Origin of the sequence: Burkholderia sp. MSMB1588 (genome assembly GCF_001546925.1) — a bacterium.
Classification (GTDB): Bacteria; Pseudomonadota; Gammaproteobacteria; order Burkholderiales; family Burkholderiaceae; genus Burkholderia; species Burkholderia humptydooensis.
The window spans coordinates 2,313,795-2,336,480 of the sequence record NZ_CM003770.1; the positions used below are offsets into that span (position 1 = coordinate 2,313,795).

General features: G+C 66.6%; 18 protein-coding genes. 10 read left to right on the forward strand and 8 right to left on the reverse strand.

Features of this window, described 5'->3' with window-relative positions; genetic code table 11:
- Positions 1-34 precede the first annotated feature (34 nt).
- The 5 genes from WS92_RS09530 to WS92_RS31640 all read right to left on the reverse strand — a co-directional run bounded on the left by WS92_RS09530 (position 35) and on the right by WS92_RS31640 (position 4,426).
- Positions 35-448, reverse strand: a complete 414-nt coding sequence (locus WS92_RS09530) for a DoxX family protein (RefSeq protein ID WP_059929956.1) — start codon at positions 446-448, stop codon at positions 35-37.
- 176 nt (positions 449-624) lie between these two features.
- On the reverse strand, positions 625-1,917 hold the full coding sequence (locus tag WS92_RS09535; RefSeq protein WP_059929957.1) for a cytochrome c: 1,293 nt from the start codon (positions 1,915-1,917) through the stop codon (positions 625-627).
- Positions 1,917-3,530 carry a GMC family oxidoreductase gene (locus WS92_RS09540; RefSeq protein WP_059929959.1) on the reverse strand — a complete coding sequence of 538 codons (1,614 nt, stop codon included), beginning with the start codon at positions 3,528-3,530 and terminating at the stop codon, positions 1,917-1,919. The genes WS92_RS09535 and WS92_RS09540 overlap by 1 nt, the downstream gene beginning before the upstream one ends.
- Complete coding sequence (locus tag WS92_RS09545) at positions 3,530-4,045, reverse strand: sugar dehydrogenase complex small subunit (RefSeq protein ID WP_009914898.1); 516 nt, start codon at positions 4,043-4,045, stop codon at positions 3,530-3,532. Before WS92_RS09545 ends, WS92_RS09540 begins: the two co-directional genes overlap by 1 nt.
- A 105-nt stretch (positions 4,046-4,150) precedes the next feature.
- Complete coding sequence (locus WS92_RS31640; protein WP_141668002.1) at positions 4,151-4,426, reverse strand: hypothetical protein; 276 nt, start codon at positions 4,424-4,426, stop codon at positions 4,151-4,153.
- On the opposite strand from WS92_RS31640, the gene WS92_RS31645 reads away from it, so the two are divergent.
- From WS92_RS31645 to mgtA, 4 genes are all read left to right on the forward strand, one after another.
- Positions 4,313-4,777 carry a hypothetical protein gene (locus tag WS92_RS31645; RefSeq protein WP_331457916.1) on the forward strand — a complete coding sequence of 155 codons (465 nt, stop codon included), beginning with the start codon at positions 4,313-4,315 and terminating at the stop codon, positions 4,775-4,777. The two genes, WS92_RS31640 and WS92_RS31645, sit on opposite strands and share 114 nt — an antisense overlap.
- 158 nt (positions 4,778-4,935) lie before the next feature.
- Positions 4,936-6,546, forward strand: a complete 1,611-nt coding sequence (locus tag WS92_RS09550; RefSeq protein ID WP_082743580.1) for a S8 family peptidase — start codon at positions 4,936-4,938, stop codon at positions 6,544-6,546.
- Positions 6,547-7,071: 525 nt separating this feature from the next.
- Positions 7,072-7,236, forward strand: coding sequence for a hypothetical protein (locus tag WS92_RS35690; RefSeq protein ID WP_015604123.1), 165 nt, complete (start codon positions 7,072-7,074; stop codon positions 7,234-7,236).
- Positions 7,237-7,280: 44 nt separating this feature from the next.
- Positions 7,281-10,070, forward strand: coding sequence for a magnesium-translocating P-type ATPase (mgtA, locus tag WS92_RS09555; protein ID WP_059929963.1), 2,790 nt, complete (start codon positions 7,281-7,283; stop codon positions 10,068-10,070).
- A 414-nt stretch (positions 10,071-10,484) separates the two neighbouring features.
- Here mgtA and WS92_RS09560 read toward each other — a convergent pair whose 3' ends face one another.
- Positions 10,485-11,903, reverse strand: a complete 1,419-nt coding sequence (locus tag WS92_RS09560; RefSeq protein WP_015604151.1) for an aminotransferase-like domain-containing protein — start codon at positions 11,901-11,903, stop codon at positions 10,485-10,487.
- A 177-nt stretch (positions 11,904-12,080) separates the two neighbouring features.
- Here WS92_RS09560 and WS92_RS09565 point away from each other — a divergent pair, with 177 nt between their 5' ends.
- From WS92_RS09565 to WS92_RS09575, 3 genes are all read left to right on the forward strand, one after another.
- A complete protein-coding gene (locus WS92_RS09565; protein WP_059929964.1) occupies positions 12,081-14,405 on the forward strand; it encodes an FdhF/YdeP family oxidoreductase in 2,325 nt (774 codons plus the stop codon).
- Between the two features lie 12 nt (positions 14,406-14,417).
- Positions 14,418-15,326, forward strand: coding sequence for a bestrophin family protein (locus WS92_RS09570; RefSeq protein WP_059929966.1), 909 nt, complete (start codon positions 14,418-14,420; stop codon positions 15,324-15,326).
- Between the two features lie 94 nt (positions 15,327-15,420).
- Positions 15,421-15,666 carry a YiaA/YiaB family inner membrane protein gene (locus WS92_RS09575; protein ID WP_171845202.1) on the forward strand — a complete coding sequence of 82 codons (246 nt, stop codon included), beginning with the start codon at positions 15,421-15,423 and terminating at the stop codon, positions 15,664-15,666.
- An 87-nt stretch (positions 15,667-15,753) separates the two neighbouring features.
- On the opposite strand, the gene WS92_RS09580 is transcribed toward WS92_RS09575, so the two are convergent.
- Both WS92_RS09580 and WS92_RS09585 read right to left on the reverse strand, forming a co-directional pair.
- A complete protein-coding gene (locus WS92_RS09580; RefSeq protein ID WP_059929970.1) occupies positions 15,754-17,067 on the reverse strand; it encodes an Nramp family divalent metal transporter in 1,314 nt (437 codons plus the stop codon).
- A 120-nt stretch (positions 17,068-17,187) separates the two neighbouring features.
- Positions 17,188-18,444, reverse strand: a complete 1,257-nt coding sequence (locus WS92_RS09585; RefSeq protein ID WP_059929972.1) for an oxalate decarboxylase family bicupin — start codon at positions 18,442-18,444, stop codon at positions 17,188-17,190.
- A gap of 296 nt (positions 18,445-18,740) precedes the next feature.
- Here WS92_RS09585 and WS92_RS09590 point away from each other — a divergent pair, with 296 nt between their 5' ends.
- The 3 genes from WS92_RS09590 to WS92_RS31665 all read left to right on the forward strand — a co-directional run bounded on the left by WS92_RS09590 (position 18,741) and on the right by WS92_RS31665 (position 22,612).
- A complete protein-coding gene (locus WS92_RS09590) occupies positions 18,741-20,342 on the forward strand; it encodes an ABC transporter substrate-binding protein (RefSeq protein WP_059929974.1) in 1,602 nt (533 codons plus the stop codon).
- 1,207 nt (positions 20,343-21,549) lie between these two features.
- On the forward strand, positions 21,550-21,903 hold the full coding sequence (locus WS92_RS09595) for a hypothetical protein (RefSeq protein WP_015603455.1): 354 nt from the start codon (positions 21,550-21,552) through the stop codon (positions 21,901-21,903).
- Positions 21,904-22,021: 118 nt separating this feature from the next.
- Positions 22,022-22,612 (forward strand): hypothetical protein, encoded by a 591-nt coding sequence (locus WS92_RS31665; protein WP_075645090.1) that lies wholly within the window; start codon positions 22,022-22,024, stop codon positions 22,610-22,612.
- The last annotated feature ends 74 nt before the right edge of the window (positions 22,613-22,686 follow it).

Sequence of the window (22,686 nt, forward strand, 5' to 3'; positions counted from 1 at the left end):
TTCTCTCAGGTTCACAACACGTCCGGCACGCCGCTCAGCCGCGATCGAGCGAATAGCGTCCGGGGCCAGCCGCGCACAGGGCGAACAAGCCGCCCGTGATCGCGAGGTTCTTGTAGAAGTGGATCATCATGTTCATCTGCTCGGCAGCAGGCATCGACCAGTAGCGATGGCCGATGAACGCGGTGCCGATCGTGTAGAGGCCGAGCAGCAGCGCGAGCGGCCGCGTGCAGAAGCCGATCAGGATCGCGATGCCGACGAAGAACTCCATCACGATGGCGACGACGGCCGCGATCGACGGCAGCGGCGTGCCTTCCGCGGTCATGAACTGGACCGTGCCCGAGAAATTCAGCAGCTTCTCCCAGCCGAAGATCACGAACAGGATGACGAGCAGGATGCGGGACAGCAGCAGCAGAAGGTCTTTTTGAGGCGCAAGGAAAGTTTGTCTCATTGTCGTTTGGAGCCGGAAGCGGGCGCCGTGCACGGTGCGACGACGCGTCGCGCACGTGCCGGTTGCGAACCGAGGCGGCGCGCGATGCGCCGCCTCCCTGTCGACTGCGACCTGCCACCGGACGGCCGCCCGGTGCGATGCCGTCCTCCCCGATCGCCGGATAACCGAGTCGTACGTTACTGCGCGGCGCGCAGCTTCGCAACGTCCTGCTCGCTCACCTTCGCCGCCGGATTGCCGAATTGCGCGGTCAGGTAGTTCGCGAGCGCGGCGATCTGCGCGTCCGACAGCTCGTGCCGGAACGCCGGCATCCCGACGTCCTCGTTGCCCGCCTTGCGCGCGACGCCGTTCAGGATCACCTGCACGAGATTCGTCGGATTCGGCGCGCCGACCGTCGAATTGTGCAGGAGCGACGGATAGTAGCCGTCCGGCGTGCCCTTGCCCTGCATCTGGTGGCAACTCGCGCAGTTGCCGAGATAGAGGCGCGCGGGATCGATGCCCGTCGCGGCGAGCGCGACGCCGCGCAGCCGGATTCCGTCCTCGGCCGGCTTGCCCCATGCGGAGCGCGCCTTCGCGGTGCCGTCGGCGACGGCGGGCACCGTGCGGATGTACGTCGCGATCGCGCCGATATCCGCATCGGTCATCTGCGAGAAGCTGTGCTCGACCGCCTCGGCCATCGGCCCTCCCGCCTGCGCGAGACCCGGCACGCTGCCCGTGCGCAGATACTGGACGAGCTGCTGCTGCGACCAGCCGCCGATCCCCGCGTTCGGGTCCGACGTGATGTTGTAGCCGTCCCAGCCGGACAGCACCGAGCCCGCGAGGAAGCTGCCGCCCGTTTCGTCGAGCGACTTCTCCTGCAGCGTGACGGCGCGCGGCGTGTGGCACGTGCCGCAGTGCGCGAGGCCCTGCACGAGATACGCGCCGCGGTTCCATTCGACGCTGCGCCCCGGCTTCGGCTGGTACGCGCCTTCCTTCAGGAACAGCAGGTTCCAGATCTTGAGCGGCCAGCGCATGCTCAGATACCACGGGATGTCGTTCTTGCGCGGCGGCTGCCTGACCGGCTCGACGCCATGCATGAAGTACGCGTAGAGCGCCTTCACGTCGTCGTCGGTGATCTTCGCATACGACACGTACGGCATCGCCGGATACAGGTTGTTGCCGTTCTTCGCCACGCCGTGACGCACCGCGCGCTCGAAGTCCGCGAACGTCCAGTCGCCGATGCCCGTTGCCTTGTCGGGCGTGATGTTCGTCGTGTAGATCGTGCCGAGGACGGGCGCGCGCATCGGCAAGCCGCCCGCGAACGGCTTGCCGCCCTTCGCCGTGTGGCACGCCATGCAGTCGCCCGCGACGGCCAGATAGCGGCCGCGCTCGACGAGCGCCGCATCGGCGGAAGGCGCGGCGGCCGCCGCGCTCGACAGGCCGGGCAACGCGATGCAGCCGGCCAGCACGAAGGAAAGCGTTCGTTTCAGCATCAGATTTCCTTCTTCAACTGGTCCGAGATCCGCAGCGCGAGCGCCGCGATCGTCAGCGTCACGTTCACCGTGCCGACCGTCGGCATCGTCGCGCTGCTCGACACGAACAGGTTCGGATGGTCGAACGTGCGGCAATCCTTGTCGACGACCGAATCGCGCGGGTCCGCGCCCATGATCGTCGAGCCGGTGATGTGGTTGTTCGGCGCGAACTCGTCGTTGAACACGACGTCGTTGCCGCCCAGCACCTGCGCCGCCGTTGCATACACTTCGCGCGTGTGCACGGCGCCGCGCTTCACGTAGTCGTCGATCCGGTACGTGATCTCCGGGCGCGGAATGCCGAGCGCATCGGTCGCCGTCTTGCTCGGCACGATGCGGTTCTCGGGCTGCGGCAGGATCTCGTGGAAGCAGTCGAACTGCACGTAGCGCGCGGCGCGGTCGCGGATCTGCGCGTCGAGCTCGGCGGGCTTCAGCAGCTTGCCGGCCTTGAAGATCTTCTGCGTCTCCTGGTCGATGCGCGACAGGTTCGACAGATGGATCTTCTTCGCCGCCTCGGTCGCGCGAAACGCTCCGTCGCGAAAGCCGATCAGCGACGTCATCTCCTGCGGGCCGCGGCCCGGCCACAGCTTCTCGCTCGCGTAGAACGACACGCCCGTGCCCGGGTGGTCCATCAGGTTGCGGCCGACCATGTCGGAACTGTTGCCGACGCCGTTCGGGAAATCGCGGCTCGTCGACATCAGCATCAGCTTCGGCGTCTCGATGCCGTTCGCGGCGAGCACGAAATACTTGCCCTCGACGCGGTGCTCGACGCCCTTCGGGTCCTTGTAGAGCGCGGCGACGATCTTCTTCTTCGGGCCCACCTCGAGCTTGTGGACGACCGCGTTCTCGATCAGCTTCGCGCCCGCCTGCTCGGCCTTCTCGACGTGGACGACGCCGTTGTACATCGCGCCGATCGGGCAGATCGGCATGCAGTTGTTGTTCCCGCAGCAGGTCGGCCGGCCGTCGTATGGACGGCTGTTGCGCGCGACGGGCTCGGTCACGACGTGGTACTTCGGGTCGTGTTTGTTGAGCGCGGTCTTGATCGTCCGCTCGTTGTAGGACAGCGGCAGCGGCGGCATCGGGTAAGGCGCCTTGCGCGGCGACAGCAGATCCTCTTCGGCGCCCGGCCCCCAGACGCCCAGCTCTTCCTCGGCGCGCTGATAGTCATGCTCGAGATCGTCGTACTGGATCGGCCAGTCGCGGCCGACGCCGTACACGGTCTTCATCCTGAAGTCGTTCGGAATGAAGCGCCACGCGGACGCGGCCCAATGCCACGTCGTGCCGCCCACCGCGCGGATGTACTGCGAGTTGAACTTGTGCTCGCCCTTGAGCACGAGGTAGTCGTTCGGCGGCTCGTATTCCGGATGCGGCGCCCACGCGCTCGACGGATACGGCGCCATGAAATCCATCTTGTCCGGCTGGTTGCGGAAGCGCTCGACGATTTCCCAGCGCGGCATCCGCGGGCCGGCTTCGAGCAGGATCACCGATTTGCCGGCCATCGCGAGCTGATGCGCAACGATCGCGCCCGCCACGCCCGAGCCCACGACGACGACGTCGGCTTGTTGTGTATCGGCCATCAGGCTTGCCTCTCGATCGGTTTGTCGGCCCAGAAGCCGGGTTTGTTGGGGCAGTACGAGCGGATCACGAGCGTGTCGGACACGACGCCGAACATCAGCGCTTCCTCGTACGTCACCACGACGTTATCGACGATGCCGAGGTACCACGCTTCGAGAATGCGCAGCGCGAGGGCTTCCTGATCGGGCGTGAGCGTGTTCGCGGCGAGCGCGCCGGCGAGCTTCGGCAGCCCGTCGCCGAACTCGAACGAACCTTTCTGCAACGCGCGCAGCAGCCGTTCGCCGACCGCGCGGTTCAGGCCGGTCTTGCCGGTCAGCGCCTCCGACAGCGTCATGAACGCGTCGAGCGGCGCGGCGCTCGGCGCACCGGCGAGCGCGCGCAGCGTCAGCGAGCCGGCGAGGCCCAATGCGCTCAACGCAAGCGAGCGCTGCAGCCATTGGCGTCGGGTGAGCCCCCCACCCGTGGGCTCGTTCGCGTCGATCGAGCGACGCGCGTGGGGATTGGTGTCGTTATTCATCGTTCCTTCTCTCTGGCGCCGGGTTCGGGAAAACGAGTCTTGATATTTCTCAAACCACGGCGCGGACCCGCAATGTACGCGTTCGTCGTGATTTGAACAATCCCTTTATAGTTCATCGAATCGTTTTGCACTCCCTTGCAATGCGGGTTCCGGCGGCTTTTTCAGTTTTTGCAAGAAATTGTTTCGTAATGTGGCGTCGCAGCGCTCGGATTGTCCGCAATACGCAGCAGTGCGACATGAAAGGATCGGGAAGCCGCGCATCGATCGTTGCTCGAACGGGCGCGCATGGGGCGTGCGGTGCGGTCCGCGCTTTTCCGCGTCGGCCAGTGCCCGCCTCCGCTCGATCGTTGCGCTGACGATTCCTCGAATGCCGGCTTCCATGACGCCTGCCCGGTCGATCTTCCGATGCGCACCGGCGAGCTCGCGCGCGACGGTCGCCCCGCGGGCGACACCAGCGCATGCCGCCGCCATCCCGGCCGCGCATTCGATTGTCTGTTTTATACGGCCGTTCTCGGTTTTCCGCGCTTATCTCAAAATTATCCTCAAACCGGCGGGTTCCCTACACCCAAAATGCTCGTACTTTTGTATGACAAGCGACTATATTTTCGGAAAGACTATCAAGAATTGTTAAAAGCAGCCGTTACCCACACCAGTATCTCCGATCGGGCATCGCGCGAGCCCGACGGTTTCAGGACAAGACCTGGCGACGTATCGGGATGCGACGAGGAATGAGGTTCGTGCTCGCGAAGCCTCCACGCCACGGGTCTTGACCGCGTTGACCGCGCATGCGGTATCGAACTCAAGAGTGGAGAGGCTCCATGAACAAGAAACATAGCAATCCTGAACAGATGCGGATGGGCCAGGTCCGCGCCGTCGCCGGCATTCTCTCCATGTCCATCCTCGTTGCGCTCGCCGGCTGCGGCGGCGGAGGCGACGGAGGCGGAAGCGGCACGCCGTCGGCAGCCGCCCAGCCGACGACACCCGCGCCGGCTCCGTCGCCCGCGCCGAGTTCGGGCTCGTCGCAATCCACGACCTCATCGACCTCGACCACGGCCTGCCCTGTCACGCAGGCCGCATCGACTGCCGCAAGCGAATCGCTCGTCACCCGCGCCGTTTCGCACGACGCGAGCGTCGATCATCTGATCGTCAAGCTGCAAACCGCATCGGCGACGACGGCATCCGGCGCGCACATCATGGCCGCGACGAACGACGCGGCGCGACTGGATTCGGTGATTCAGCGCGTGATGTCGCAATGGAACGCGAAGAGCGTCGCCGTTCGCTCGTATGCGCAGAACGTCGCGGCGACGAACGCGGTGCAGGTCGAGCGGACGATGTCGGACGGCGCCGCGCTGCTCGCGCTCGGACAAAAGATGAGCGCGGATAACGCCGGCGCTCTCGCGCAAACGTTCGCGGCCGATCCGGACGTCGCATACGCGGAACCCGACCGGCGCGTATTCGCCCGCACGACGGCAACCGACCCGAGCTACGCGCAGCAGTGGAACTACTTCGATCCGACGGCCGGCATCGACCTGCCGAGCGCATGGGCCGTGACGACCGGCCTGCCGAGCGTCGTCACCGCGGTGCTCGACACCGGCTATCGCCCGCATCCGGACATCATCGCGAACCTGCTGCCCGGCTATGACTTCATCTCCGACATCAACACCGGCAACAACGGCCACGGCCGCGGCCCGGACGCGACCGACCCGGGCGACTGGCTCACGCAGCAGGAGCTGACCGATCCGTCGAGCCCGTTCTACCAATGCGCGAGCGCGCCGTCGAACAGCAGTTGGCACGGCACGCAGGTCGCCGGCATCATCGGCGCCGCCGCGAACAACGGCATCGGCATCGCGGGCGTCAGTTGGTACGGCAAGATCCTGCCCGTGCGCGTGCTCGGCAAGTGCGGCGGCACGACGAGCGACATTGCCGACGCGATGCGCTGGGCGGCGGGCATCCCCGTCACCGGCGCGCCGACGAACCTCACGCCCGCGAAGGTGATCAACCTGAGCCTCGGCGGCACCGGCCCGTGCGGCGACACGTTCCAGCAAGCGATCAACGACGTGATCGCGCGCGGCGCGACCGTCGTCGTCTCGGCCGGCAACGACGGCCAGGCGACGACGATGGACCGCCCGGCGAATTGCAAGGGCGTGATCGCGGTCGGTGCAACCGACAGCACCGGCCAGCGCGCGTGGTACAGCAACTTCGGCTCGGACATCACATTGAGCGCGCCGGGCTCGAACATCCTGTCGACGACCAATGCGGGCACGACGGTGCCGACCGCCGACGCGTACGGCACGCACAGCGGCACGAGCCTCGCCGCGCCGCAGGTGGCGGGCGTCGCCTCGCTGATGCTCGCGGTCAACCCGAACCTGACGCCCGCGCAGATCGCGCAGAAGCTCGCGAGCACCGCGCGGCCGTCGCCGTCGACGACGTCCTGCCTCGCCCGCGCACCGGGTGCGGGCATCGTCGACGCCGGCACGGTGGTTGCGTCCGCAACGAAATAGCCGTGCGACGCGCGACGCGATTCACGCGGCGGCCGCCCGAACGGGTGGGCCGTTCGCGTTCGCCGCCGTGCGACGGCGGCCCGCGCGGCGGGCGAACGCATGCGCGGCCCGCGCAAACCCGCCGTAAAAAACTTGACGCTTCGCGCGCTGACCCTTTACCATCGCCCCGTCTTGATACTTGGAGTGTTCCGTGAACACCGATGCGAGTTGTAGCCGGTCCCGCACCGGCTTGACTGCTGACTGAGGCATTCGCGCAGAGCCCCACGCTTCTGCCGCATCCCGGCCAGCAGGATGCGGCGTCTTTCCGGCCATCCCGGCCCGATCTTCCCGCCACGATTTTCCGAGCGAACGACGCATGCGCCGCAATGCGCGCATCGCACGCGCTCGTTCCCGCGATGTACGGCCCGCGCCGTGCATGCGCGTGCACGCACGCTCGCGCGCGCATCGGTTCCGCATGCGCGCCCGATGCGCGGCACTCCCGCCGCACGCCCTTTCGCGTCCGGCCAACAATCGACAGGAGTCCAGATGGAAGCAGACGACAGTAGCCGATTACCGCTCGCCGGCGTCATGCCGCGCGGCGCATGCGGCGTGCGCGTCACGCCGGCCGCGCCGGCGAGCGAATCCGATTTCCTCTTCATTCAGCCGAACGCGCGCGACGCGAAGCGGCGGGAGACGCTCGTCCGTCGGTGACGTCGGCGCTCCCCGCTCGCCGCGCGCGACACACGGAGCGACCGATGACACAACGCACTCCTTCGAAACACAGGCAACGCGGATTTCTCCATTACGGCGCGCGGGGCGACGGCGACGATCGCCTCCCGATGCGCATCGAGTACGAATCCGCGCAACCGCTCGCCGACACGCTCGCGAACCTCCACACGAGCGAGCGCGGCCTCACGACGTCCGACGCAAAAGAGCGCCTGCTGCGCGACGGCCCGAACGAAATCGCACACGACAAGCCGCCGCACTGGAGCCGGCAGTTGCTCGCATCGTCGAACAATCCGTTCGTCTACGTGCTGCTCGTGCTCGCCGCGATCAGCTTTCTGACCGACGTCTACTTCGCCGCCCCCGACGATCGCGACTACGTGAAGATCACGATCCTGCTTTCGATGGTGACGATCAGCGTGCTGCTGCGCTTCGTGCAGGAATTCCGCTCGCTGCGCGCGGCCGAAAAGCTCAAGGCGATGGTTCGCACGAGCGCGACCGTGCATCGCCGCACCGACGGCGCGAGCGCGCCGATCAGGCACGACGTGCCGATGCGCGACGTCGCCGTCGGCGACATCGTGCATCTCTCGGCGGGCGACATGATTCCCGCGGACGTGCGGCTCATCTCGTCTCGCGATCTCTTCATCAGTCAGGCGGTGCTGACGGGCGAGGCGCTGCCCGTCGAGAAGTACGACACGCTCGGCGCCGTCGCGCAAAAGTTCGCCGATGAGGCGAACCGCCACGGCGGCGGCGATGCCGGGCGCATCGATCGCCCCGGGCAAGGCGGCTCGCTGCTCGATCTCGCGAACGTGTGCTTCATGGGCACCAACGTCGTGAGCGGCACCGCGACCGCGGTCGTCGTCGCGACGGGCGGCGACACGTACTTCGGCGCGCTCGCGAAGAACGTGGTCAGCCACAAGCGGATCGAGACGAACTTCGATCGCGGCGTGTCGAGCGTCAGTTGGCTGCTGATCCGCTTCATGCTCGTGATGGTGCCCGTCGTCTTCATGATCAACGGCCTCACGAAAGGCGACTGGCTGAGCGCACTCACGTTCGCGCTCGCGGTCGCGGTCGGCCTCACGCCCGAGATGCTGCCGATGATCGTCAGCGCGAACCTCGCGCGCGGCGCGGTCGCGATGGCGCGGCGCAAGGTTGTCGTCAAGCGGCTGAACTCGGTCCAGAACCTCGGCGCGATGGACGTGCTCTGCACCGACAAGACGGGCACGCTCACGCAGGACAGGATCATCCTCGAGCATCATCTCGACGCGTCCGGCCGCAACAACGAGGACGTGCTGCGGCTCGGCTGGCTGAACAGCTTCCATCAGAGCGGCCAGAAGAACCTGATCGACATCGCGATCGTCGATCGCGCGAACCAGCTCGGCGACCGGATCAGGCCGCAGGGCTATCGCAAGATCGACGAGCTGCCGTTCGACTTCGTGCGGCGGCGCCTGTCCGTCGTCGTCGAGGACCCGCGCGGCGCGCATCTGCTCGTCTGCAAGGGTGCGGTCGAGGAGATGCTCGCCGTCTCGACGCACGTTCAGGACGACGAAGGCATTCACCCGCTCGATTTCGTCGCGCGCAAGCGGCTGCTCGCGCAGGCGAACGCGTACAACGAAGACGGCTTTCGCGTTCTGATCGTCGCGACGCGCACGATCCCCCGCGGCGACGAACGCGCGCAGTACCGGACGGCCGACGAGCGCGAGCTCGTCGTGCGCGGCTTCCTCACGTTCCTCGATCCGCCGAAGGAATCGGCCGCGCCCGCGCTCGCCGCGCTGCGCGAGAACGGCGTCGCCGTGAAGGTGCTGACGGGCGACAACCCGGCCGTCACGCTGAACGTGTGCCGGCAAGTCGGCCTCGAGCCCGGCAGGCCGCTCGTCGGCGCCGAAGTCGAGGCGCTCGACGACGCGGCGCTCGAGAAGGCGGTCGAGCGCACGACGGTGTTCGCGAAGCTCACGCCGCTGCAGAAGGCGCGGATCGTCAAGGCGCTGCAGGCGAACGGCCACACGGTCGGCTTCCTCGGCGACGGGATCAACGACGCGCCCGCGCTGCGCGACGCCGACGTCGGCATCTCGGTCGACAGCGGCGCGGACATCGCGAAGGAAACCGCCGACATCATCCTGCTCGAGAAGAGCCTGATGGTGCTCGAGGAAGGCGTGATCAAGGGCCGCGAGACGTTCGGCAACATCCTCAAGTACCTGAACATGACCGCGAGCTCGAACTTCGGCAACGTGTTCTCGGTGCTCGTCGCGAGCGCGTTCCTGCCGTGGGAGCCGATGCTCGCCGTGCAGATGCTCGTGCTGAACCTCATCTACGACACCTCGCAGATGCTGCTGCCGTGGGACAAGATGGACCCCGAGTTCCTGAAGAAGCCGCGCAAGTGGGAAGCGAACAACATCGGCCGCTTCATGCTGTGGGTCGGGCCGACGTCGTCGGTGTTCGACATCACGACCTACGTGCTGATGTGGACCGTGTTCGGCGCGGGCGCGCTCTACCACGCGCAAGGCGGCGCGGGCGGCCAGCTCGTGATGAACTCCGGCTGGTTCGTCGAGAGCCTCGTGTCGCAGACGCTCGTCGTCCACCTGCTGCGCACGCAGAAGATTCCGTTCCTGCAGAGCACCGCGTCGCTGCCCGTGCTGCTGTCGACGACGATCGCGATCGCGATCGGCTGCTGGCTGCCGTTCTCGCCGTTCTCCGAAGCGCTCGGCTTCATCCGCCTGCCCGGCAGCTACTGGCTGTGGCTCGTCGCGACGATGGCGGGCTACATCGCGCTCGCGCAGATCGTGAAGACGCTCTACGTGCGCCGCTACAAGCGGTGGTTCTGACGCGACGCGCTCCATTTTGCATCCCGGCCGGCGCACGCGGCGCGCGCCGGCCGTTCGTCTCATCGAAGGTGACGCCATGAAAAGAATGCTTCCGCTCGCCGGCAGCAGCCGTGGCTTGACGGCGGGGCGGCCTTCGGACTTGCGGATCGCGGATCTGCGGATCGATGGCCGCCCCGCTCCTTTTCGCGCCGTCCGTCGCGTCGCGTTTGCGTGCGCCTCTGCGCTGCGCTGCGCGACGCTGTCGCCGTCGCCGCTTCAGGCTTCTTCACGTCGCGCGGCCGCGTCGCCGCCGAACGGCGCATCGCACGCGAGCGGCGCCGGTCGCGCCGCCCGCGCATTCCGCACGTCGTCATCGCAATGTTCGCCGCACGCGCCGCGCCCGTCATGCGTCACTTCCCTCTTCACGCCTCGCCGTCATCGTTTCGCGCACACCGCGGCCAGCCGCCCGAGCGTCTTCACCGCCGTCTCGATCTGCGGCGACCACGGATAGCTGTAGTTCAGCCGGATGCAGTGCCGATACGCGGGCGTCGTCGAGAACATGTGCCCCGGCCCGAGCGTGATCTTCTGCGCGAGCGCGAGCCGGTACAGCTCCATCGCGTCGACGCCGTCCGGCAGCTCGATCCACAGCACGTAGCCGCCGCGCGGCTGCGACAGCCGCGTGCCGTCCGGAAAGAAACGCCGCACGAGCGCCGCCATCATGCTCGCCTGCTGCGCGTAGAGCTTGCGAATTCGCCGCAGATGGTGATCGTAGCCGTCGTGCTTCAGGTACTCGGCGATCGCGAGCTGGTCGATCGCGGGCGTCGCGAGCGTGTTCAGGAACTTGAGCTTCTCGACCTCGTCTCGGTAGCGCCCCGGCATCGCCCAGCCCACCCGGTACGCGGGCGACAGGCTCTTCGAGAACGACGCGCAATGCAGCACGAGCCCGCGCGTATCGAACGCCTTCAGCGTGCTCGGCCGCTTGGCGCCGTAGTACAGCTCGTGATAGACGTCGTTCTCGATCGCCGGCACGTCGTGCCGCGCGAGCAGCTCGACGAGCGCGCGCTTGCGCTCGTCCGGCATCAGGAAGCCGAGCGGATTCTGGAAGTTCGGCATCACCATGCACGCGGCGACGCGCTCGCCCGCGAGGATCCGCGCGAGCGCGTCGATGTCGATGCCCTCGCCCGGATGCGTCGCGACTTCGATCGCGCGCATCCCGAGCCGCTCGATCGCGTGCAGCATCGCATAGAACGTCGGCGATTCGACGGCGATCGTGTCGCCCGGCTTCGCGACCGCCTGCAGGCACAGATTGATCGCCTCGGTCGCGCCGATCGTCACGACGATATCGCCCGGATCGACCGCGACGCCGCCTTCCAGATAGCGGCGCGCGATCTGCCGGACCAGCTCCGGATTGCCGGGCGGCAGATCGTCGATCACGCCCCAGCGCGTGCGCCGCCGCGCGATCGCGTGCGCGTGCCGCGCGATCCGCTGCGCGGGGAACGGCGTCGCATCCGGATATGGCGAGCCGAGCGGCACCGCGTCGTCGCGCGCGATCGAGCGCAGCGTCGACAGCACGAGCCGGCTCACGTCGACAGCCGACGATACCGCGACGGGCGCTGACGCATGCAGCGCGAGCTCCGGCGCGTCCTGCCGCGCGCGCACGAAATAGCCGGACTGCGGCCGGCTCTCGATCGCGCCGCGGCTCTCCAGCACCAGGTACGCGCGCACGATGGTCGTGATGCTGAGCCGGTGCTGAAGGCTCGCCTGCCGCACCGACGGAATCCGCTCGCCCGGCCGGTAGACGCCGCGCCGGATCATCGCGTCGATGTCGTCCGCCAACTGCTCGTAACGCTTCATCGCTCGCTCCGCTCGTTCGTTTGTCGCTATGCAAGAGTACAGTTTCTTGACGCAACGCACCAGATTAAAGAACTGTGCTCTTTTTCTTTCCGGCGAGGTGTGTCCCCGGCCCGTGCCGCGGCGCGCGTACGCTTCGTTGCGTCGCCGTCCCCAACCGGCGCTCTGACTCTACGACACATGAAAACCAAGGAACCCGACGCGCGCATCGCGCCGTACGCCCATCCGGCGGGCGGCTGGGGCGCGCTCAAGTACGTCGCGATCAACCTGTTCAAGGAAAAGGTGCCGGGCGGCAACTACCGGGCGCTGTTGCGCCAGAACCAGCCGGACGGCTTCGACTGCCCCGGCTGCGCATGGCCCGATCGCGAACATGCGTCGACGTTCGAATTCTGCGAGAACGGCGTGAAGGCCGTCGCGGCCGAGGCGACCGCGAAGCGCGTGACGCCCGCGTTCTTCGCCGAGCACACGGTGAGCTCGCTGTTCGATCAGTCCGACTACGCGCTCGAGCAGCATGGCCGCCTGACCGACCCGATGGTCTACGACGCCGCGACCGACCATTACGTGCCGATCGCCTGGGACGCCGCGTTCGAGCTGATCGCGAAGCACCTGCGCGCGCTCGGCGATCCGCACCGCGCGGCGTTCTACACGTCGGGCCGCGCGAGCAACGAGGCCGCGTTCCTGTACCAGTTACTCGTGCGCTACTACGGCACCAACAATTTCCCCGACTGCTCGAACATGTGCCACGAGGCGACGAGCCGCGGGCTGCCGGCCACGGTCGGCGTCGGCAAGGGCACGGTCACGCTCGACGATTTCGAGCTGGCCGACACGCTGCTGATCTTCGGCCAGAATCCGGCGACGAACCATCCGCGGATGATGGGCGAGCTGCGCGCATGCGCGAAGCGCGGCGCGACGATCGTGTCGATCAATCCGCTCCGGGAGCGCGGGCTCGAACGCTTCGCGAGCCCGCAGCATCCGGCCGAGATGCTGACGATGTCGAGCACGCCGATCGCGTCAACGTTCGTGCAGCCGTGCGTCGGCGGCGATCTCGCGCTGCTCAAGGGCGTCGCGAAGCGCGTCGTCGAGCTCGACGACGCGGCGCGCGAACGCGGCGGCGCGCGCGTGCTCGACGTCGACTTCATCGCCGCGCACACGGCCGGCTTCGACGCGTTCGCGGCCGACCTGCGCGCGCAAGACTGGGCCGCGCTCGTCGCGGAAAGCGGCGTGCCGTATGAGCAGATCGACGCGCTCGCGCAGATCTACGTGCGCGGCGAGCGCGTGATCGCGACGTGGGGAATGGGCATCACGCAGCACAAGCACTCGGTCGCGACCGTGCACATGCTGTCGAACCTGATGCTGATGCGCGGCAACATCGGCCGGCCGGGCGCGGGCCTCTGCCCCGTGCGCGGGCATTCGAACGTGCAGGGCAACCGCACGGTCGGCATCGAGGAAAAGCCATCCGACGCGTTCCTCGACCGGCTCGGCCGCGCGTTCGATTTCGCGCCGCCGCGCGGCCACGGCTACGACGTCGTCGAGACGATCGAGGCGATGCTCGACGGCCGCATCGGCGTGTTCATCGGCCTCGGCGGCAACTTCGCGATGGCGACGCCCGATACGCCGCGCACGTGGCAAGGGCTGCGCCGTTGCGATCTCACCGTCCACATCACGACGAAGCTGAACCGCAGCCATCTCGTGCACGGCCGCGAAGCGCTGATCCTGCCGACGCTCGGCCGCACCGAGATCGATCGGCAGAACGGCGTCGCGCAGGGCGTCACCGTCGAGGATTCGATGTGCATGGTTCACGTGTCGTATGGGATGAACCAGCCGGCTTCGCCGAACCTGCTGTCGGAGATCGCGATCGTCGCGCGGCTCGGGCACGCGCTCTTCGGCGGCGACAAGATCGACTGGCTCGGCTACATGAACGACTACGCGAAGATCCGCGACGCGATCGAAGCGAGCATCGAAGGCTTCGACGGCTACAACGCGCGGATCGCGCGGCCGGGCGGCTTCCATCTGCGGGTTGCGTCGCGCGAGCGCGAATGGCTCACGCCGAGCGGCCGCGCGAACTTCATCGCCCACGCGCTGCCCGTCGACACGCCGATCCGGCGCGCCCGCGCGCGCCACGGCAAGCGGCTGATGACGCTGATGACGACGCGCTCGCACGATCAGTACAACACGACGATCTACGCGCTCGACGACCGCTATCGCGGCGTGTTCGGCCAGCGGCGCGTCGTGTTCGCGCACCCCGACGATCTCGCGATGCTCGGCTTCGAAGCGGGCGAGCACGTCGATCTCGAAACGGTATGGGACGACGGGATCGAACGGCGCGTCGAAGGTTTTCTGCTCGTCGCTTACGACATTCCGCGCGGCTGCCTCGGCGCGTACTACCCGGAGACGAATCCGCTCGTGCCGCTCGACAGCGTCGGCGACGTCTGCAACACGCCGACGTCGAAGTCGATTCCGGTGCTGATGCACCGGTCGGCAAGCGGCGCTCAGCGCGCGGCATGACGCGAGGCCACCATGATCGTCAGACCGCGCGAGCACTGGTTCCGGATGCTGTTCGTCTGGAACGGTTCGGTGCTCAAATCGATTCTGCCGCAGCTTGCGCTGATGAGCGCCGTGAGCATCGTCGCGCTGCTGACGAACGGCCGCATTCTCGGCGAGAAGGTGCCGCTCAATCCGACGCCGTTCACGCTCGCGGGCCTCGCGCTCGCGATCTTCGCCGCGTTCCGCAACAATGCGAGCTACGACCGCTACTGGGAGGCGCGCAAGCTGTGGGGCGGCGCGCTGAGCGCGGCGCGCGCGCTGACGTCGCAGGCGCTCGGCTACGACGCGAGCGCCGACGGCGCCTCGTTCGCGCGCGCAACGGCCGGCTTCGTCTACGCGCTCAAGCACCAGTTGCGCGGCACCGACCCCGCTCGCGACCTGCGCCGCCGCCTGCCCGCCGACTGGATCGAGCCGGTGCTCGCCGCGCAGTTCCGCCCGGTCGCGATCCTGCACGCGTTGCGCGGCCGGCTCGCCGACCGGCATCGCGGCGGCGCGCTGACCGACACGCAGTTGTGGATGCTCGACGCGCAGCTCAACGAGCTCGGCGCGAAGCTCGCGGGCTGCGAGCGGATCGCGTCGACGCCGATTCCGTTTCCCTACCACGTGCTGCTGCATCGCACCGTCTACGCGTATTGCGTGATGCTGCCGTTCGGGCTCGTCGATTCGATCGGCATCGCGACGCCGTTCGTGTCGGTATTCGTGTCGTACACGCTGATCGCGCTCGATGCGATTGCGGGCGAGATCGCCGATCCGTTCGGCGACGGACCGAACCATCTCGCGCTCGACGCGCTGACGCGGCAGATCGAGCGCTCGCTGCTCGAACTGGCCGGCCTGCCGCTGCCGGACGAAATGCGCGCCGGGCCGAGCTACCGGCTGTCGTGACGGCGCGACGCGCGCCGACACCGTGCAACGCCGGGCGATTGCGGCGGGATCGCCCGATAATTTCCAAACGCGCATGCCGAAGAAGGATCACACCATGCACGACAACACGAATCATCTCCATCAACAACCGTCGCTCGCCTTCGTCGCCGCGTCGTGGGCCGCGCTGCTCGCGATCGGCCTCTTCAACGCGACGCTGATGCACAGCGAGAAAGGCTTCTACGCGATGTCGTTCGCGCTCGCGCTGTTCGGCTCGGTGGCCGTGCAGAAGAATACGCGGGACATCGAGGCGGCCGGGCGCGGGCGCGCGGAAACGGCAATCGCCGCCGACGCCGCCGAGTGACGGCGGCTGGAACCGGAGACTGGAATCCGCGGCTCCAACCGCCAAGCCGGGCCGGCGCGCGCCGCCCGCCGTCGCTCGCGCGCTCGCTCAGCCGAGCGCCGCCCAGATCAGATACCCGTTCAGCGCGACGATCGCCGCCGCCGCCGCGCCCGCCGCCACCAGCATCGGCATGCGCAGCGCATGCTCGCCGAGCACCGCGCGCCGGCTCGACAGCAACAGCAGCGCGGCCATCGGCAGCGGCAGCACGAGGCTCAGCACGACCTGGCTCAGCACCATCGCGCGCGTGACGTCGCAGCCGAGCGCGACGATCGCGAACGCGGGCGCGATCGTCACGAACCGCCGCGCCCAGATCGGCACCTGACGCCTCAGGAAGCCCTGCATCACGACTTGCCCCGCGAGCGTGCCGACGACCGAGCTCGACACGCCGGACGCGAACAGCGCGACGAGAAAGAGCGCGCCCGCCGCCGGCCCGAGCAGCGGAATCAGCGTGTGATACGCGTCGCCTATGTCGGCCATGCCCGGCATCGTCTCGTGGAACGCGGACGACGCCATCATCACCATCGCGATGTTCACGAAGCCGGCGACGCCGAGCGCGACCGCCACCTCGCGGTTCGAGAAGCGCAGCAGCAGCCTGCGCTCGCGATCGTCGCGCGGCGTCGTGCGCCGCTGCGTGAGGCCCGAGTGCAGATAGAGCGTGTGCGGCATGATCGTCGCGCCGATGATGCCCACCGCGAGCGTGAGCGCCGTGCCGTCCCGCAACTGCGGCACGACGAGATGATAGGCGGCCGCATGCCAGTCCTGCGGCGCGATCAGCAGCTCGCCGAGATAGCTCGCACCGATCACGCCGACCAACGCCGCGATCGCGGCCTCGAGCGGCCGAAAGCCGCGCTTTTCCAGCGTGAGGATCGCGCAGGTCAGCACGGCCGTCGCGCCCATCCCGACGACGAGCGGCAGATGGAACAGCAAGCCGAACGCGAGCGCGCCGCCCAGGAATTCGGCAAGATCGGTCGCCATCGCAGCGATCTCCGACGCCGCCCACATGCCCCAGACGATGGGCTGCGGGAAATGCTCGCGGCACAGCTCGGCGAGGTTGCGGCCCGTCACGATGCCGAGCTTCGCCGACATCGCCTGAAACACCATCGCGATCACGTTCGCGGCGAGCACGACCCACAGCAGCTCGTAGCCGTATGCGGCGCCCGCCTGGATGTTGGTCGCGAAGTTGCCGGGATCCATATAGCCGATCGACGCGATCACGGCCGGCCCGACGAACGGCAGCGCGGCCGCGACGCCCTTGCGGCGCCCTTCGAGCGCGTCGCGCGCCGCGCGGACGGTGCGCGAGCTCGCGTCGCCAGCCGGCGCGAAATCGCCGGCGGACGGGCTCATCGTGGTTGAGGAAAGCATGGTCAGGTATCCGTTCGAGTGCTGAATGATTCGACATGCGCGGCGCGGCAGGCCGTCGGGCCCGCCGGCCGCGCGCGATCGGGCGGCGGCGACCGGCTCGGCCGCTCGCTCGCCGCGCGCTTACGCCGGCACGACGTCCGGCCGGTTGCGCGGAAAGCGCGCGATCACGTCGGGCGCGATGTTCAGATGCGCCTCGACGAGCTTCGGCGGCGTATGCGCGAGCCAGTCGGACAGCGACACCTCCGCGTAGTGACCCGCCTTGAAGATCTCGAGGAACACGAGATCGGTCGTGCCCGTGTTCTGCACATAGTGGCCAAGGCTCTTCTTCACGTAGCCGACGTCGCCCGCGCGGAAATCGGCCGTCTGCGCCTTCGGGCCGGTATCGAACACCGTCATTCGCGCGTCGCCCTGGATGTAGTACTGCCACTCGTCCGCATTCGGGTGCCAGTGCAGCTCGCGCATGCCGCCCGGCTTCACCGTGACGAGCGCGGCCGCGATAGTCTTCGACACGTCGAAGTTCGTGCTGTCGACGATCCGCACTTCGCCGCCGCGCGTCTTCACGTTCGGCTTCATGTCGCCCATCGAGAAGATGAACGGATGCTTCGGCGCGCCGCGCGACGAAGCCGACGCGCGCTGCGCGGCGGCAAGCGGCCCGGGATCGTCGCCCTGGAAGATCCACAGATTGTCGAGCGGAATGTTCTTGAACGCGTCGGCGGGCACGCCGAAGTTCAGCGCGAGCACGTCGGGCGGCGTGTGCGCGATCCAGTCCGTCACGAGCAGCGTGTTGAATTCGGACGCGCGGCCGTTGTCGAACGCGAGCAGGAATTCGGCGCCGTCGACGCCGAGCCCCTGCAGCGAATGCGGCAGCCCCGGCGGGAAGTACCACAGGTCGCCCGCCTTCACGTCCTGCACGGACGGCAGCCCTTGCTCGTCGAGCACGGTGATCCGGCAGCGGCCGTCGAGCATGAACGCCCATTCGGCCTGCTGGTGCCAGTGCATCTCGCGAATGCCGCCGCGCGTGAGCCGCATATTGACGCCGGAAATCGTTTCGGAGATCGCGAAATCGTCCTGCGTGACTTCGCGCGCCCAGCCGCCGTTCTGAATTCGCTTGTGCGCATTATTGAACGACGCCCAGAAAATCGGCATCCCGTTAATGTCCGTGGCCGGCGGATTCTGAAACGACGGAAATTCCCTCATCAGCGCCGGATTTTGCGGGCCGGGATCGGTCAGGCTCTGCGGATTGCGCGCATTCACCGCGCCCTCGGCCGGGCTGTCCGGATTGCCGAACGACGCGGCCTTCGCGGAAACGGCGATGCCGGCGGCGGCAAGCGCGCCGGCCGTATTGGCGAGCATCTTGCGTCGGGACAGATTCGTCATGTTCACCTCTTCGATCGTTTCGATAAAAAAAATGATTCACCCAGGATATCGATTCGATTTTCCTCAAATCAAATCGATATCCCGCCACGCAAGTTAAATACAAACAATCAAAAAGATTAAATGAATTGTCAATATGAATCGATGAATTAATGTGATTCCCTTTAAGTTTGTAATATTCGAATCTTCGCGCGGCGGCTTTGCCGCGGCGCAGCGGCCTCGCGCCGCGGCTTCCGGGGTTTCTGAAACGCGCCCGGCAATGAGAGAATCGGGCTCGATACCTTTCCGACGGAGTCCCGATGAAACACTTGCTGTCCAGGCTCGCGGCGAGCGCCGCGCTCGTCGTGCTGCCCCCCGTGCTGGCCCCCGCGTTTTCCGCGCAGGCGGCCACGCCGCCCGGCATCTTCGTGATTGCGACGCAGCTCGGCGAATTCACGACGCTCGATCCGAGCGAGATCTACGAGCTCGTGCCGTCCGAATACGTCGCGAACACCTACGAGCGGCTCGTGCGCGTCGATCTGCGCAACCCGTCGAAGTTCGAAGGCCGGATCGCGCAGTCGTGGAGCGTCGGCGCGGACGGCCTCGCCTACACGTTCAAGCTGCGCCCCGGCCTCAAGTTCCACTCGGGCAACCCGGTGACGGCCGACGACGTCGCGTGGTCGCTGCAGCGCACGGTGCTGCTCGACAAGGGCCCGGCCGGCGTGCTCGCCGATCTCGGCCTCACGAAGGACAACGTCGCGCAGAAGGTCAGGAAGATCGACGACATGACCGTGTCGATCGAAACCGATCGCAAGTACGCGCCGAGCTTCGTGCTGAACGTGCTGAGCGCCGATCCGGCATCGATCGTCGACAAGAAGCTGCTGCTTTCGCACGAGAAGAACGGCGACTTCGGCAACGCGTGGCTGAAGAACGCGGATGCGGGCTCGGGCCCATACCGGCTCGTCAAGTGGACGCCGAACGAAAGCCTCGTGCTGCAACGCTTCGACGGCTATCGCGCTCCGTATCCGATGAAGCGCATCGTGCTGCGGCACGTGCCGGAAGCATCCGCGCAGCGCCTGCTGCTCGAGAACGGCGACGTCGATGCCGCGCGCAACCTGAGCCCGGACAGCCTCGACGCGCTGTCGAAGGCGGGCAAGATCGAGGTCGCGTCGTGGCCCGTGTCCGCGCTGCTGTACCTGAGCCTGAACACGAAGAATCCGAATCTCGCGAAGCCCGAGGTGCAGGAGGCGATGAAGTGGCTCGTCGACTACGACGGCATCCAGCGCAACATCGTCAGGACGACGTACAAGGTCCATCAGACCTTCCTGCCGGACGGCTTCCTCGGCGCGCTGAACGCGAATCCGTACAAGCAGAACGTCGCGAAGGCGAAGGCGCTGCTCGCGAAGGCCGGGCTGCCGAACGGCTTCGCGGTAACGATGGACATGCCGAACGATTACCCGTACGTCGAGATCGCGCAGGCGTTGCAGGCAAACTTCGCACAGGGCGGAATCAAGGTGAAACTGATCCCGGGCGACGCGAAACAGGCGATCGGCAAGTACCGCGCGCGCCAGCATGACATCTTCATCGGCGAATGGTCGCCGGACTACATGGACCCGAACAGCAATGCGCGCGGTTTCGCATGGAATCCCGACAATTCGGACAACGCAACGCACAAGCTGCTCGCGTGGCGCAACGGCTGGGACGTGCCGCAACTGACCTCGAAGACCGACGCGGCGCTCGCCGAGCCGTCGACCGCGAAGCGCGCGCAGGAATATCAGGCGCTGCAGAAGGCGGTGCTCGCGAATTCGCCGTTCGTGATCCTGTTCGAGAAGGTCGTGCAGGTCGCGACTCGGCCGGGCGTCACGGGTCCGGAGATCGGGCCGATCAACGATCTCGTGTCGTACCGGACGCTGAAGAAGTAGCCGCAACGGCGCCCGTGGGCGCCCTGGCGAACGCGGGCGCGTGCAGCGCGCCGCTCAGCGCGCGCCGCCGTGCGCTCGACGTCGTAGCCTGCCCCCATTGAGCTTGCCCGCATCGCCGGCCTTGATCCACGCATTCAGCGTCTACGTACTGATGCCCGGAATCTTCGCCGTCTCCACTTGGCTCTGGCCGGTACCGCTTCAATCTTGAATTCCAGCGTGTACCGCGCCCTCGGTTTACCCATTGCCAAATCCTCCGTTACTGATGTTTTACACACTCTCAGTAACGGATACGTTTTTCGAGGGCAAGGTCACTTTCATACGCCATGGCTTGTCAGATCACGACGCGTTTCAACAATGAGACGAGGTGTAGACAAGCCGACCCAATGCGCTGGAAGCAGCGTCCCTAAACGTGCTGACCATCGATTGCCATATGACCTGACGGTAGCAGGTGTCGCCCAGTCCTATCGCCATGTTTCATTTCTGAGACCTGGACATCAAGGAATGCACGCCTTCCCTACCTCGCTCGTACCACATCCCCAAGAGGCCGTTCTCGATTCGATATTGGCATGCTCCTTGCTGATTACGGAGCAAGTTGGGAATTCTAGTCGTGATAATGAATATCTCGATTTATTAAAACCAATCCGGGAAGATGTCATGAATCTCAGATCGGCGGGAAGCAAATCTCAACATGATTCATTGGACGAAACGGGTGCGAGTAACTTCGCCCCTGAACTCGTCTCCGTCAAATACGAGTCGGCAATAGTCCTCGCTGTCCGGACAGGGCTCGCTGAATCCAGCGTCCACCATGCCTTCACGTGCCCCGGTGGCGGCCGTCGACCGCCATATATGCCAATTCGCCCGCTCATGACTGGATGGCCGCCCAGCGTGTGCTCAAGGAGCGCATGGATCAACGCGTGCGAGGCGACCGCTCATCCGCGCGCCTTCATGCCCTGCGTCGAGCCTGAGATGTTCGGCGTGGAGCGCCCGGCGATCCGCCCCGGCGAAGCATTCCTGGCGCTCTGACGCATCCCACGACTATCAGGTTCCGGCAAAACGTCGGCTCCGGTTACCAGATTCGCTGATACGCGAACCCGATTGGCCATCGTAACTACGCGCCAATTCAATTTGCATTCCTTATAAATTTTTGAGAGGCCGATGGCGTGCGACCTTTCATCTTTCTCCACATTCACGCCATAGGAGTTATGCCATGAAGAAGCTTCTGATCGCAGCAGCGGTACTCGCCGTGTCGAGCGGGGCATTCGCAAGCGGAACTGGCACGTCCTCGTCGAGCGACGCTACCAGCGGTGGCGCTACGTCGGCAGCGGTGTACGGCCGGGGATCCTTCACCGCAACCGACGAAGGTGAGGCCGTCGGTGCAGCTCGCGCCATCGCCGAGTCGGGCAAGAACGTGACCGGCAGCGGCACGTTCTCCTTCGCCGGCCATACGAACACCTCCTCGGCGAGCGGCAGAGGCGACGGCAACGCACAAGCGCAGGGCCTGAGCGGCGCCGATGCGAACGCGCAAGCGTGGTCGACCCTCGGCATGCACTATCGCTACTAAGGCGCGGCCCAGGAATTCGACATCAGGTAGCAATGCGGAGGCTGAACCTCGTCAGGCCGGCAGGGAGGAGGGGGTTCAGTCTCCACTCTCGCCAATCGTTCTTCAAAAAGGGATCGTCATGAAAGCGAATGTCATTTTTGCAGTTGCGCTCGCAGTGCTCTCGGGCACTGCGATGGCTGTGGGACCGACCACGTCAAGCCAGACGCAATCGGTAACAGGCGGCGCATCCGGATCGGTGCTCATCGGTTCGGGAAGCTACACCAGCAACTCGACGTCCGTTGCCGGATCGGCGGCGAACAGCACGGCTACGCCCACGGGCTCGACTGCAACGGCCTCTGCCATGCACGACTCGACCTCGACCGCCAGTGGTTCCGGAAAGAACGGGGGCGCGTTCGCAGCCGGCGGCGGAATCGGCGTCGCAGGGGCCAGCGGAGCGACCGCGGACACGGGTGCGAATGCTGATGCGTTATCCGGCGGCGTGACCGCAACGATCGTTCTTGGCGCGAAAAGATACACGGCCACGACTGCGAACGACCAGGGCAGTGCAAATGCAGACGCAATCGCCCTGACCGGAAAGCAGGGCTCCGCCACACTCGCCGGCGCGCAGCATACCAATACGTCGGCCGCCAATAGCACCGGCTACGCAGGCTCGCCGTCTGCGTCCGGCGGAAGCCAGGGTGACGCCAACGCCATCTCGAGCAGCCAATGACGCGTCCGTTGGGGACCAGCTTCATACGAACGCTGGTCTTTAGATTGGTTCTGTTGTCATCGTAAGGAGTTGGC

What these genes read in the sequence shown, in the direction of transcription:
- WS92_RS09590 (WP_059929974.1), top strand. Translation starts at nt 18,741, where the DNA reads ATGAAACACTTGCTGTCCAGGCTCGCGGCGAGCGCCGCGCTCGTCGTG.
- WS92_RS09540 (WP_059929959.1), bottom strand. Translation starts at nt 3,530, where the DNA reads ATGGCCGATACACAACAAGCCGACGTCGTCGTCGTGGGCTCGGGCGTG.
- WS92_RS31640 (WP_141668002.1), bottom strand. Translation starts at nt 4,426, where the DNA reads ATGGAAGCCGGCATTCGAGGAATCGTCAGCGCAACGATCGAGCGGAGG.
- WS92_RS09580 (WP_059929970.1), bottom strand. Translation starts at nt 17,067, where the DNA reads ATGCTTTCCTCAACCACGATGAGCCCGTCCGCCGGCGATTTCGCGCCG.
- WS92_RS09570 (WP_059929966.1), top strand. Translation starts at nt 14,418, where the DNA reads ATGATCGTCAGACCGCGCGAGCACTGGTTCCGGATGCTGTTCGTCTGG.
- WS92_RS09560 (WP_015604151.1), bottom strand. Translation starts at nt 11,903, where the DNA reads ATGAAGCGTTACGAGCAGTTGGCGGACGACATCGACGCGATGATCCGG.
- WS92_RS31665 (WP_075645090.1), top strand. Translation starts at nt 22,022, where the DNA reads ATGAAAGCGAATGTCATTTTTGCAGTTGCGCTCGCAGTGCTCTCGGGC.
- WS92_RS35690 (WP_015604123.1), top strand. Translation starts at nt 7,072, where the DNA reads ATGGAAGCAGACGACAGTAGCCGATTACCGCTCGCCGGCGTCATGCCG.
- WS92_RS09530 (WP_059929956.1), bottom strand. Translation starts at nt 448, where the DNA reads ATGAGACAAACTTTCCTTGCGCCTCAAAAAGACCTTCTGCTGCTGCTG.
- WS92_RS09575 (WP_171845202.1), top strand. Translation starts at nt 15,421, where the DNA reads ATGCACGACAACACGAATCATCTCCATCAACAACCGTCGCTCGCCTTC.
- mgtA (WP_059929963.1), top strand. Translation starts at nt 7,281, where the DNA reads ATGACACAACGCACTCCTTCGAAACACAGGCAACGCGGATTTCTCCAT.
- WS92_RS09550 (WP_082743580.1), top strand. Translation starts at nt 4,936, where the DNA reads ATGTCCATCCTCGTTGCGCTCGCCGGCTGCGGCGGCGGAGGCGACGGA.
- WS92_RS09565 (WP_059929964.1), top strand. Translation starts at nt 12,081, where the DNA reads ATGAAAACCAAGGAACCCGACGCGCGCATCGCGCCGTACGCCCATCCG.
- WS92_RS09545 (WP_009914898.1), bottom strand. Translation starts at nt 4,045, where the DNA reads ATGAATAACGACACCAATCCCCACGCGCGTCGCTCGATCGACGCGAAC.
- WS92_RS09585 (WP_059929972.1), bottom strand. Translation starts at nt 18,444, where the DNA reads ATGACGAATCTGTCCCGACGCAAGATGCTCGCCAATACGGCCGGCGCG.
- WS92_RS09595 (WP_015603455.1), top strand. Translation starts at nt 21,550, where the DNA reads ATGAAGAAGCTTCTGATCGCAGCAGCGGTACTCGCCGTGTCGAGCGGG.
- WS92_RS09535 (WP_059929957.1), bottom strand. Translation starts at nt 1,917, where the DNA reads ATGCTGAAACGAACGCTTTCCTTCGTGCTGGCCGGCTGCATCGCGTTG.